The 12,517-nt window shown below is 68.1% G+C and carries 9 protein-coding genes; 5 read left to right on the top strand and 4 right to left on the bottom strand.

The genetic code is table 11. The features are described from left to right. Position 1: 1 nt before the first annotated feature. Entirely contained in the window at positions 2–505 is a 504-nt protein-coding gene (locus JQX08_RS11585; protein WP_205348532.1) for a GNAT family N-acetyltransferase, read from the bottom strand. Between the two features lie 82 nt (positions 506–587). Between JQX08_RS11585 and JQX08_RS11580 the strand changes: the two genes are divergently transcribed. Further along, the gene (locus JQX08_RS11580; protein ID WP_205348531.1) at positions 588–881 is read left to right on the top strand and encodes a hypothetical protein; all 294 of its coding nucleotides are present in this window, start codon (positions 588–590) and stop codon (positions 879–881) included. A gap of 56 nt (positions 882–937) precedes the next feature. On the opposite strand, the gene JQX08_RS11575 is transcribed toward JQX08_RS11580, so the two are convergent. Further along, on the bottom strand, positions 938–5,842 hold the full coding sequence (locus tag JQX08_RS11575) for an alpha-2-macroglobulin family protein (RefSeq protein ID WP_205348530.1): 4,905 nt from the start codon (positions 5,840–5,842) through the stop codon (positions 938–940). Positions 5,843–6,004: 162 nt separating this feature from the next. Here JQX08_RS11575 and JQX08_RS11570 point away from each other — a divergent pair, with 162 nt between their 5' ends. From JQX08_RS11570 to JQX08_RS11555, 4 genes are all read left to right on the top strand, one after another. Further along, a complete protein-coding gene (locus JQX08_RS11570; RefSeq protein WP_205348529.1) occupies positions 6,005–7,351 on the top strand; it encodes an MATE family efflux transporter in 1,347 nt (448 codons plus the stop codon). An 11-nt stretch (positions 7,352–7,362) separates the two neighbouring features. Next, complete coding sequence (locus JQX08_RS11565; RefSeq protein WP_205348528.1) at positions 7,363–8,394, top strand: GGDEF domain-containing protein; 1,032 nt, start codon at positions 7,363–7,365, stop codon at positions 8,392–8,394. Between the two features lie 15 nt (positions 8,395–8,409). Then, a complete protein-coding gene (locus JQX08_RS11560) occupies positions 8,410–8,871 on the top strand; it encodes a DUF2214 family protein (protein WP_205348527.1) in 462 nt (153 codons plus the stop codon). Positions 8,872–9,164: 293 nt separating this feature from the next. Further along, entirely contained in the window at positions 9,165–9,629 is a 465-nt protein-coding gene (locus tag JQX08_RS11555) for a hypothetical protein (protein WP_205348526.1), read from the top strand. A 71-nt stretch (positions 9,630–9,700) separates the two neighbouring features. Here the strand turns inward: JQX08_RS11555 and speA are convergent, their stop codons facing one another. Together speA and JQX08_RS11545 are read right to left on the bottom strand one after the other, a co-directional pair. Further along, positions 9,701–11,614 carry an arginine decarboxylase gene (gene speA / locus JQX08_RS11550; RefSeq protein ID WP_205348525.1) on the bottom strand — a complete coding sequence of 638 codons (1,914 nt, stop codon included), beginning with the start codon at positions 11,612–11,614 and terminating at the stop codon, positions 9,701–9,703. A gap of 306 nt (positions 11,615–11,920) precedes the next feature. Beyond that, positions 11,921–12,292 (bottom strand): translation initiation factor Sui1, encoded by a 372-nt coding sequence (locus JQX08_RS11545; RefSeq protein ID WP_205348524.1) that lies wholly within the window; start codon positions 12,290–12,292, stop codon positions 11,921–11,923. Positions 12,293–12,517: the final 225 nt, after the last annotated feature.

The following is a 12,517-nucleotide window of genomic DNA, read 5'->3' as shown; positions in this document are numbered from 1 at the left end:
GTCAGGCGTCCGTCAGCCGGCGGCCGACGATGATCAGGTCGCGCTCCACCCCATCGAGCACCGCGACCCGCGGCAGCTCACCCCAGCGGGCGAAACCGAAGCGCTCGAACAGCGCTAGGCTGGCCTGGTTGTGGCCAAAGATGAAGCCCAACAGGGTGTCCAGGCCGACTCCCGGCGCGGCGTCGATGGCCAGTTGCAACAGGTGGCGACCGAGGCCCTGGCCGCGAACGGCTTCGTCCAGATAGATGCTCAGCTCGGCGGTGCGCCCGTAGGCCGGGCGGCCGTAGAAGTCGGAGAAGCTCAGCCAGCCGGCGATCGCGTCGTCACGCTCGACCACCCACAGCGGGCGCCGCTCGGGCTGGTGTTCGGCAAACCAGGATTCGCGACTCTCCACACTGACCGGTTCGAGGTCGGCGGTGACCATCCGCGAGGCGACGGTCGAGTTGTAGATCGCGACGATGCGCGGCAGGTCGGCACGGGTGGCCAGGCGGTGTTGCCAGGACATGGGGGACTCCAGCGAAGCGGTTAGGGAACTCGCGGTGAACACGAGTGGCCCAATGGGTATCGCGATTTTAAGGACGGATACGATGCGCGCAGAAAGCTTTTTTGAATGGCTCGGCGAAACCCTCGGCGCGATCATCCGCTTCATCGTCGAAGGCCTCGGCAGCTTCTTCGCCATGCTCGGCCGCGCCGGCGCCAACTTCCTCGACGGCCTGGCCCGCTCGCTGGGCATGGACCCGACCCTGCTGAGCATCCTCGCCCTGATCGTCGGCCTGCTGCTACTGGTCAGCGCGCTACGCGCCTTCCTGCGCGGCTCGATCGTCTACGGCGTCATCGTGCTGCTGATCGGCCTGTGGGTGCTCAGTCTGTTGATTGGCTGAGCGGAGGCCCTCCCCTCGCCCTCTCCCATCCATGAGAGAGGGTCGGGGGAACGCTATCAGCGGCCCTTCACCACCAACTGCGCCGGCGCGGCGCCGACCGCCTGCCAGTTCGGCCGGTACATCGACTCCACTTGCGGCGGCGGCACGCGATAGCTGCCGGGGGTGACGGCGCGGGCCAGGTACAGCAGGTGAGTGGTGTCGTAGCTGCCGACGTCCAGCGCGGCGACGTAACGGTCGTCGCGGTATTCCTGGTGCTTGATGCTGGCGTTCTCCATCGAGCGCTTCCACTCCTTCACCGCAGCGCTGGCGTCGTCGAGGCTGGCGGCGCTCTGCGCGAGGTTCTGGTTCTCCAGCTCGAGGCCGGCCGGCAGCAGGTCGACCACCAGCGCGTCGGGCACCCGCTGCTTGGCTTCCAGGGCGATGTGCACCAGCACCAGCTCTCCGCTGGCCAGCCCGTCGAGCGCCAGCGGCTCGCCGTCCAGGCCGAGGTATTCGCGGCGAATGCTCAGGTTGTCGCCGCCGGCCGGCGGCGCGCTGGTCGGGTAACCGGAGATGTTCAGCTGCTGGTACAGCGCCGCGTCGCCGAGGTTGTGCACGCTGAGCGGCACGGCCAGGCCGTCACCCTCCAGCTTCACCCCGGCGTTGGCGTTGTCCAGCTCGCGCGCCTGGCCGGCCACGCTGAGCTCGGCGCGCCAGGCGCCTTCCGGCTTGCCGAGCAGGCCACGGCCGGCGAGGAACAGCGCGTTGCGCTCCTGGGTCGACAGATAGGGACGTCCGGCCAGCTCGTCGGCGAGGCCGAACAGGCGTTCCTCGCGGTGCCCGGCGGCCAGGTCGTGCTCCTCGAGCAGCGCCAGCAACAGCGCCTGATCGCGCAGCGGGCTGCCGTAGTCGCCCAGCCACTTGTCGTTGTCGCGCACCCGCGCCAGACCGGCGGAGAGCACATCGTCGGCGCGCGGCTGGTCGCCCATCTTCTGCAGCGCCACCGACAGCTGCACCAGCGGCAGGCCCGACTCGGCGTCGACACGGCGCTCGTACAGGCTGCGCAGCGCGCCGAGCGGCGCCTGCTGGCTGCGCGCAAGCACGTAGCCGGCGTAGGCCTGCACGGCGAAGCGGGTGTGGTCGCTGTCGTCGCTGTAACCGACCTCGATCAGGCTGCGTTCCTGCAGGTAGCGCAGCAGCCGGTCGCTGGCCTTCTTCAGCGCCTCGGCCGGTACGGCAAAGCCCTGCTCGCGGGCGCGCAGGAGGAAATCGGTGACGTAGGCAGTCAGCCAGTACTCCTCCTCGCCGTCGGCGCTCCACAGGGCGAAGCTGCCGTTGTAACGCTGCATGCCGAGCAGGCGTTCGATGCCCAGCTCGATCTTGCGCCGCCGCGTGGCGTCGTCCTCGCCCTGGATGCCGAGGCGCTGCAGGCTGGCGGCGTCGGCGTAGAGGCTCGGATAGAGGCCGCTGGTGGTCTGCTCGAGGCAGCCGTAGGGGTAGCTTTCCAGCTTGCGAATCTGCTCGGCGAGGTTCAGCGGCGGACGGCTGGAGAGCTGCAGCAGCGCCTCGCGACCGGCCGGCTCGAGGCCGTCCAGCGCATCGCCGGGCAGGCTCCACGGCTGGTCCTTGAGCACCGCGCGGAAGCTCTTCAGCTGCGCCGGGTAGGCCGGGCGAATGCCCAGGCTCCACTCGCGACTGTAGCTGCCGAGGTTTTCGCCGGGCAGTTGCAAGCCGTTGACCCGCACCGCCAGCCGGCCCTGGCCGTAGCCACCGACCGCGCGCACCGGAATGTGCAGGGTGGTGCGCTGCCCCGGCGCCAGTTGCAGCGGCACGGTCTGTTCGCCGTTGCTCTCGGTGAGGCTCAGTTGACCGCTGGCGCTGAGCTGCACGTCGAGCTGCTGGGCCTGTTCGGTGAGGTTGCTGAGGTCCAGGGCGAGGCTGGTTTCATCGCCTCCGGCGAGGAAGCGCGGTGCTGACAGCTCGGCGATCAGCGGCGCGGCGACCACCGTCTTGGCCTCGGCCATGCCGTAGTGATCGTCGGTCCATACCTGCGCCATCAGGCGCAGCTCGCCGTTGAAGTCGGGGATGTCCAGGCTGACCTCGCCCTCCCCCTGGGCGTCGAGGGTCAGCGCCTGGCTCTGCAGGGCGACGATCGTCACGCTGGTGTCCGGGCGCTTGCCACCGCCGGCCAGCGCCGCGTCGCCACCGAAGGCCAGGCTGGCCAGGCGGCCCTGACCGGCCTCGATCAGCTGGCCGTAGACGTCCAGCTGGTCAGCGCCATAGGCCTTGCGGCCGAACAGTGCGGCGAACGGATCGGGGGTCGGGTACTCGGTGATGTTGAGGATGCCGACGTCCACGGCGGCGACCAGCACATGCGCCTCGCGCGCCGGTGCGCCGCTGGCGTCGCGGGCCTGCACACGGACCTTGAGCGGCTGTTTGGGGCGCATCTTCTCCGGCGCCAGCAGGCTCAGCGCCAGCTTGCGCTCGGCGCGCTGCAGCGGCAGGTGCAGCAGGCCGACCGCCCGTTTCGGGGTGACGTTGGCCTTGCGCTCGCCGGGCCGGATCACCAGCGCGCTGACGTACAGGTCGTGGCGCGCCCAGTCCTTGGCGATCGGAATTTCGAAGCTCTTGCCCTCGGCCGGCACCTCGATCGGCTGCCACCACAGCGGCCCTTCGCTGGACTCGACCAGCAGGTAGCCGTTGCCGGCAGTCGGCGGGGTGACCGTGACCTTGGCGGTGTCGCCGTCCTGGTAGGCCGGCTTGTCCAGTGCCAGCTTGACCTGGTCGGGACGCACCGCGCCGCCTTCGGCGTTGTCCTGCCAGCGGTAGCCGGCCCAGAAGCGCAGGCTGCTGACCAGTTTGGTCTGCGGGTCCTCGACCTCGATGCGATACGGGCCCCACTCGACCGGGAAGCCGACCTTGGCGGTGCCGCCTGCGGCGACTTTCACCGTCTCCTCGCTGAGCTGCAGGTACTTCTCGTTGTAGTGGTAGCTCCAGCCGTCGCTCTCCGAGTAGTTCCAGTAGTAGTCGCGACGCTCGCGGACCAGGCGCACCTTGAGCTCGTCGGCCGCCAGCTTGTTGCCGTCGGGGTCGGCGAGCAGCAGCTCGAACTCGGCGAGGCCGTCGGCGTCCACCGAGTCGCCGTCGAACAGCCCGCGCACCCCCGGCAACCGCTCGGCCGGCCACACCGGCTGCACCAGGCGGCGGGTGATCGGCCGGCCACCGGACTCCTGCAGGCTGGCCTGGAGGATCAGTTTGAGCGGCGACTTGGCGCCCTCCCACTTGCTCTCCACGTCGAGGGTCACGTTGCCTTCGGCGTCCAGGCTGACTTCATCGAGGTCGAGGTCCTGGCTGAGTTCCTCCTCGGTCACCGAGCCGAACTGGTAACCAGGTAACCCGGCCACCGCGTCGCGCAACGGACGCACGTAGAGCTGCCCGGTCAGGCGGTTGCCGGAGGCCGGCGCGCCGTACAGGTAGCGGCCGTTGACCTGAAACTGCGGGTTGTCGCTCGGCAGCAGCGGCGTGGCGCTGCCCTTGAGTTCCAGGGCCAGGCGTTCGGGCAGGAAGTCCTCGACGAGGAATTCATAGAGCTGCGGCTTGCCGTCACCGAGGTCGAGGAGTAGCTGCCACTTGCCGGTCGGCGCCTCCTTGGCGATCTCCAGCGGGTACTGGTAGAGGCCGTTGGCGTCGGCGCTCCAGACGAACTTGCGGCTGACCTGCTCGTCGGGGCGGCGCACTTCGACATTGATCGGCTGCGCCTTGACCGCGCGGCCGTCGGCGTCGCGCAGCAGGCCGTTGAGCAGCACCGTCTCGCCCGGCCGGTACAGGTCGCGCGGGCCGAACACGAAGAACTGCAGCGGGTGCGCCTGCGGCCCGGCGATGTCGAACTCGGCAAGATCGAGCGCCGCGCCGGACAGGCGCAGCAGGCTGGTCTGCCCGTCCTGGCGGGCCAACAGCAGGTCGGCCTTGGCCGGCAGCGGCAGCTCGGCGTGGCCGGCGCCATCGGTCTTGCCGCTGGCCAGGCTGCGCCCGGCGTCGTCGAGGATTTCCAGTTCGATGTCGGCCAGCGCCTTGCCACCTTCCAGGGCCTGGGTGAACACGTCGAGTCGGTCGCGGTAGCGGTGCGCGGACAGGCCGATGTCGCTCAGGCTGAACAACGTGGCCGGCTGCGAATAGGCATAGCTGCCGGCTTCGCGGAGCACCGCCAGGTACACCCCGGGCTGTTTCAGCGGTTCCAGGCCGGCGATCGGCAGCAGCAGGGTCTCGCGGGTGTTGCGCGCCGGATTCAGGTCGAAGCGGCCGCCGTAGACCAGTTCGGCCATCGGCAGCAGCTCGCGCGCCTCCCAGGTGTCCAGGGCGCTGCTGCGTCCCCAGCGGCTGAGGAAGGCCGGCAGCGCCTGCGGCTTGATGCGGAAGAACTCGACGTTGACCTTGTCGACGTTCAGGGCGATCACCGGCAGGCCTTCGGCGAGCCGGGTCGGCAGCAGCGAGCCACGACTGGCGAAGCCGACGCTGGCCTGCAGGTCGCGGGTTTCCAGGCGCGCCACGTGTTCCTTGGCCAACGCCTGGCCGTTCACCGCGCGCAGCCCGGCGTCGGCGGTGAACACCAGCTTGCGGCGCGGCTCGAGGTGACGCAGGCGCACCTCCATCAGGTTGTCGGCCAGTTCCCAGGCGCCGTCGACCTTGCCGTCCTTGCTGTCGACCAGGTGCAGGCGATCGACGAGGCTCTGCTCCGGATCGAGCGGCACCGAGAAGCTCACCGACAGCGCGCTGGCGCCGTCGAGCTGCACTTCCGAGACGTCCACCACCTCCAGCTCGCGGCCGGCGTAGCGCTGCGCCAGGGCCTTGGCATCCGCCGCCGGGCGGGCCTGTTCGGCGCTGGCGGCCGGCGCCGGCGTGGCGGTTTTCGGGCTGTCGGTGGACGAGTCGCAGGCACCGAGCAACACGAACGCGAGGGCCAGGCACAATCCCTTGTACGGCATCACAAACTCCCTGAGTGGGTGGGGCGAAGCGGCAACTATAGCCGCTCGCGGGGCGCGGCGATGTGGCCTGCGCCGCGCTGTCTGGACGCGGGCGCGGCCCAACCAGGAATAGGAGAACGCCCGCCCTTCTCATTACACTGGCGGCCTCGCAGGGAGTTGCGCATGTCCTCGATCCACGACGCCTGGCGGCACCGCCCGACCCACCACAAGGTGTGGGCGCTGGCGCTGCCGATGATTCTCTCCAACCTGTCGATCCCGCTGGTGGCGTTGGTCGACAGCGCGGTGGTCGGCCACCTGCCGCACGCCCACCAACTCGGCGCGGTGGCGGTCGGCGGCATGCTCTACACCCTGCTCGCCGGCATCCTCGGCTTCCTACGCATGGGCACCACCGGCTTCGCCGCCCAGGCTGCCGGCCGCGGCGACGGCAGCGCACTTCGCCAGGTGCTGCTGCAGGGGCTGCTCCTCGCCCTCGGTCTGGCACTGCTGCTCGGCGCGCTGGCCCTGCCGTTCTCCGGCTTCGCCCTCGGCCTGATGAACCCTTCCAGCGCGCTGGACAGCCTGACCCGCGAGTTCTTCCACACCCGCCTGTTCGGCCTGCCCGGCGCGCTGGCCAACTACGCGCTGGTCGGCTGGTTCCTCGGCAACCAGAACGCCCGCGCGCCGCTGGCCATTCTGCTCACCACAAACCTGCTGAACGCCGCGCTGTCGCTGTGGTTCGTCCTCGGCCTGGACTGGGGCGTGGTCGGCGCGGCGCGTGCCGCGGTGCTCGCCGAATGGAGCGGCGCGCTGCTCGGCCTGTGGCTGACGCGCAGCGCACTGCGTCGCCATCCGGGCCGACTCGACTGGCCGGCGCTGCGCCGCTGGAGCAACTGGCGGCCGCTGCTGGCGGTGAACCGTGACATCTTCATCCGCTCGCTGGCCCTGCAGGGGGTGTTCTTCCTGCTCACCGTGCAGGGCGCACGCCTCGGCGACGCCACGGTGGCGGCCAATGCGCTGCTGCTCAACGGCCTGCTGATCACCGCCTACGCGCTGGATGGCCTGGCGCACGCCATGGAAGCGCTGTGCGGGCACGCCATCGGCGCCGGCGACCGCCTTGCCCTGCGCCGCGCGGTGACGGTCACCGGGCTGTGGGCGCTGCTCGGCAGCCTGGCCTTCACCGCGCTGTTCCTGCTCGGCGGGCGGCTGTTCATCGACCTGCAGAGCGACATCGCCGCGGTGCGTATGGTGGCCTATGTGTACCTGCCGTACCTGGCCGTGCTGCCGCCGGTGGCGATGGCCAGCTACCTGCTCGACGGCCTGTTCATCGGCGCCACCCGCGCCCGCGAGATGCGCGACGCCATGCTGATCGCCGTGGCCCTGGCGCTGCCGCTCGGCTGGTGGCTGCAGGGCCTCGGCAATCATGGCCTGTGGCTGGCGTTTCTGTGCTTTATGCTGATCCGCGGACTCAGCCTGGGCGGCCTCGCCTGGCGCCTGAGTCGCGACGATGCCTGGTTTTCCCGGTCCCCCTGAAGGAGTCCCCGATGCAGACACCGCCGTGCCCCGTCGATGAAGCGCAACGCCTGCAGGCGTTGGAGCAGCTCGACCTGATGGACACCCCCGCCGAACACTATCTGGACACCCTGGTGCGCTTGGCGCGCGACATGTTCGGGGTGGAGTCGGCACTGATCGGCCTGGTCGACCACGACCGCCAGTGGTTCAAGGCGCGCATCGGTCTGCTCGGCGACCAGAACGAACGCGACCAGACTTTCTGCGCCCACGCGCTGCTCGGCGATGGGCAGATGCTGGTCGAGGATGCCCTCCTCGATCCGCGCTTCACCGGCAACCCCTCGGTGACCGGCGCGCCGTTCATTCGCATGTACGCCGGCCAGCTGCTGTATGCCGGCGACGGTCAGCCGATCGGCACCCTGTGCGTCTTCGACCCCACCCCGCGCAGCCTGGATGCCGACGAACGCCGCCACCTGCGCGACCTCGGCACCCTGGCCGAAGGCTACCTGCAACTGCGCGCCCTGAGCACGCGCACGCACACCCTGCGCCAGGCGGTCGACCGCGAACAGCGCAAGGCGCTGCTCGACCCGCTGACCCAGCTGTGGAACCGCGGCGGCCTCGAGCAGTTCTTCCCGTTCGCCCAGCGCGCCACCGCCGACGCCGGCCAGCAGCTTGGGGTGATCTTCGCCGACCTCGACCATTTCAAGCAGGTCAACGACGGTCACGGCCATGGCGCCGGCGACCAGGTGCTGTGGGAAAGCGCGCGCCGCCTGACTGCGGCGCTGCGCCCGGACGATCTGCTGGTGCGCCTGGGCGGCGAGGAGTTCGTCGCGGTGGTCGCCGTCCACGACGCCACCGAGCTCGCCGCGATTGCCGAGCGCATGCGCCAGACCGTCGCCGGCGAGTCGATGCTGGACGGCCGCGTGCAGCAGACCATCAGCCTCGGCAGTGCGCTGGCGACGACGGGCGAGACGCAAGCCAGCGTACTGGAACGCGCCGACCGCGCCCTGTACCGTGCCAAGCAGCAGGGCCGCAATCGCGCGGTCCATGCCAGCCTCGAAGAATGACAACAAGGAGCTCCCATGGGCCAGGCCATCGCCGCGTACCTGCACTTCATCTCGATCTTCGCGCTGTTCGCCCTTCTCACCGTTGAACACGTACTGTTCAAGCCGGCGCTGCTCGATGCGCAGCGCGCGCGCACGCTGATCCGCATCGACATCGCCTACGGCGCCACCGCCGGGGTGGTGCTGCTGACCGGCTTCGCCCGCGTGCTGTGGTACGCCAAGGGTGTCGACTACTACCTGCAGAACTTCCTGTTCCACGCCAAGCTCGGCCTGTTCATCCTGGTCGGGCTGATTTCCATCCTGCCGACCTTCACCTTCCTCAACTGGCGCAACGCGGTACTCGCCGGCCAGCCGCCGCAGATCAGCGCCGGGCGCGCCAAGGCGGTGATCATGACCATCCGCCTGGAGCTGTTGCTGCTGCTGATCATCCCGCTACTGGCGGTGCTGATGGCACGCGGTTATGGGGTCATGGGCAGTTGAGGCCCACAGACGGTTCGGCTGTAGCCGCGGAGTGATCCCGACGGACGGTCACGCCCGGCCATGGCGTCCATGCCCGCTAAATTTGTCCTGAACCACCATAAAAGGCCCGCTCTACAGCGGGCTTTTGCCTGCTGTAGCCAGCGGAGAATGAGTGCAGTCCGGCCGCCCTCAGGCCGAGGGATTACCCGCTCTTACTGTCTGGACTCGGCCCAGCCGGCCCGCTATCGTGCCGCGCCGCGCAAATTTGATGGCTAATAGCCACCAATCATTTTCTCCAGACAGCAGGACGTCCCATGAAAAAAATCCAGGTATTGAGCCTGATCGCCGCCCTCAGCATGACCGCCCCGGCCTTCGCCGAAGGCCCGGGCAAAGGCAGCCTGTCGAAATCCGACGTGACCATTGGCGACTGCACGGCCAGCAACGTCGAAGTGAAATGGAACCTCGACAGCCTGATGGGCGAACCCATGGTCAATGGCAGCTTTCGCTGGGATGGCGAGGAAGGCTGTGAGATTCCGACCACCACGGTGGTCTGGTTGAAACTCGAGCAAACCAACGGGCCGGGCGAGGGTTGGGTCAACATCGCCCCGGTCATCCCCGAGGCCAATGGTGACTTTGGTTACAACGTCACTGGCTCGCCGGATTGGACCGAGGCAGTCTGCGGCTTCAACGGCACCCAAGCGGTCAACTGCGTCTCGCGCAAGGAAGCTAAAACTTTCTGGAAAACCGCCAGCGTGACCGACTTCGAAGTGGTCTGGTAAGCCACCCTCAAGGCTTCGCCCAGAACGAAAAAGCCCGGCTGACGCCGGGCTTTTTCATGCCTGCAGAACCATCAGGACGACAGATACGACGAACGAGTCAGGCCCAAACGCAACGCGTCGAGGAACTGCGTGCGTTCGCGGGCGCTGATCTTCGCGCTGGCGACCTTGTCGCGGTAGTGGGTCATCAGCTCCTCGGGCGACAGGTGCACATAGCGCAGCATGTCCTCGATGGTGTCGTGGGTCTCGATACCGGCGTGGTACACGCTGCCGTCCGGGTTCTGGTAGAGGTTCACCGAGTCGGTGTCGCCGAACAGGTTGTGCATGTCGCCGAGGATTTCCTGGTAGGCGCCGACCAGGAACACACCGAGCAGGTAGTCCTCGCCCTCGCGTACCTCGTGCACCGGCAGACTGGTCTCGATGCTCTGCTCGTCGACGTACTGGCGGATCTTGCCGTCCGAGTCGCAGGTCAGGTCCTGCAGCACGGCGCGGCGCAGCGGCTCCTCGTCGAGGCGATTGAGCGGCAGGATCGGCAGGATCTGGCCGATCGCCCAGGTGTCCGGCAGGCTCTGGAATACCGAGAAGTTGCAGATGTACTTGTCCGCGAGCTTGTCGTTGAGTTCGTCGAGCACCGCGCGGTGCGAGCGCTGGCGGGCCTTCAGCGAGGTGTGCAGGCGCCGGCAGACGGCGAAATAGCATTGCTCGGCGAGGGCCTTCTCGGTCAGGGTCAGCTTGCCGTCGGCGTACTGCGTGGCCACGTCGCTCATGTAGTGAGTGGCGCGCCAGTAGGTCTCGGTGACCATCTCGATATCGGTCGGGCCGAGCAGCTCGGCGAGCCAGCGCACGGTCTCCGGCAGGTTTTCGAGGTTGTCGATCACCGGCATCTCGTCGTTGTGCTTCTCCACGTCGGTGACCTGCATGACCAGCACCGCATGATGCGCGGTCAGCGAGCGGCCGCTCTCCGAGAAGATGTTCGGGTGCGGCAGGCCCTGCGCGTCGCAGAACTCCTTGAGCATGCTCACCACCACGCCGGCGTAGTCGTCGATGTCGTAGTTGATCGAGCTGGCGTTGCGCGAGTGGGTGCCGTCGTAGTCGACGCCCAGGCCGCCGCCGACGTCGACGTGATCGACCGGCAGGCCGAGGCTGCGCAGCTCGCCGTAGTAGCGGATGGCTTCCTTGAAGCCGTGCTGGTAGTCGGCCAGGTTGGCGATCTGCGAGCCCATGTGGAAGTGCAGCAGGCGAATGCCCTGGTCGAGCTTGGCGGCGCGGAAGCGCTCGATGACCGACAGCAGCTGCGCCGCGGACAGGCCGAACTTGGATTTTTCGCCGCCGGTGTCGGCCCACTTCGACGAGGCCAGCGAGGACAGGCGCACGCGCAGGCCGATCTGCGGGGCGACCTTGAGCTCGGCCGCCTCGTCGATCACCAGCTGCACCTCGGATTCCTTCTCGATGACGATGAACACGCTGTGGCCGAGCTTCTGGCCCATCAGCGCCAGCTTGATGAACTCGCGGTCCTTGTAGCCGTTGCAGACGATGGTGCCGCCCTTCGGCGCCAGGGCCAGCACCGCCATCAGCTCGGGCTTGGAGCCGGCCTCGAGGCCGATCGATACGTCCTGGGTGGCGATGATGTTCTCCACCACCGCTTCCTGCTGGTTGACCTTGATCGGGTACAGCGCGGTGTAGCGGCTCTGGTATTCGAGGCGCTCGATATTGGCGTCGAAGGCGCCGGTCAGCTTGCGCACGCGGTCCTGCAGAATGTCCGGGAAACGCACCAGCAGCGGCAGCGACAGGCCGCTCTGGCGCAGCTCGTCGACCTGGGCGAACAGGTCGATCGGCGCGCTGGCCGGACCGTTCGGCCGCACCTCGACGCGCCCGGCGTCATTGATCGCGAAATAGCCGGCGCCCCAGTGGCGAATGCCATAGACACTGCGGCTGTCCGCGACCGTCCATTGGCTGCCGTCATCTTTGCGTGTGCGTCGTACGGACATCGGGTCCCCCTGTCGAAAATGAAATGGCGCCGCCGAGCCTCGATGAGCGTGACGAGCGCAGATGACGATTGCTGGAGTGTCGACCCCAGCGATGCAGTGAAGTTTAGAAGCTGTGGTTTTGCAGCTTGCTGGAAAACGTCGCGAGCGACGGCAAGGCAAGGCGAAAACAGGCGAGGACGCGGAGTTTACGAGGTGTAAATGAGCAGTACTCGCTTCGCTCGCCCTTTCGGACCGCCCGTTGGGCGTTCGGTGGCACGCCACCGTCCGAGGCTGTGTTCAACGCCGCATGGCCGAGCGCAGTAGTTTTCAACCGCCGGACTTCTTGGCTTTGAAGCCGCGCTTGACCAACTCGGCGAGCAGCAGCTCGACGTGGTCGCCCTGGATTTCGATGACGCCGTCCTTCAGCGCGCCGCCGGTGCCGCAGCGTTTCTTCAGCACGCTGGCGAGCTCCTTGAGCGGTTCCTCGGCAAGCGGTACACCGCTCACGGTGGTCACCGTCTTGCCGCCACGGCCCTTGGTTTCGCGGCGCACGCGGGCGATGCCGTCGCCTTCGGGAATCAGGGTTTGCTTGCAGATGCAGGCGTGCACCGGCTGGCCGCAGTCGGGGCAATGCCGACCGCCATCGGTGGAATAGACAAGTCCGCTGAGCGCGGCAAACGACGAAGCTTTCTTGACCACCGGCTTTTTCCTCTTGGGTTGGTCAGGATAGCGACTGGCTGACTGGCGTCAGCCGCGAAGCCCCACTCTGGCAGGGGCAGCGCATGCCGCGCCGGGGAAGGCGCGGGGCGCGCAGTGTAACGGCAAAGGCCACGCCTGCTAAGTGCACAATTGCGCCATTGATCGACGGATTGGCGACGCTGTTCGGCATGTCGCACGGCGGCGACTGGAATGCTGCACGCGAGC

Source organism: Zestomonas insulae, assembly GCF_016901015.1.
Classification (GTDB): domain Bacteria; phylum Pseudomonadota; class Gammaproteobacteria; order Pseudomonadales; family Pseudomonadaceae; genus Aquipseudomonas; species Aquipseudomonas insulae.
This window is presented reverse-complemented; position numbering and strand designations above follow the sequence as displayed.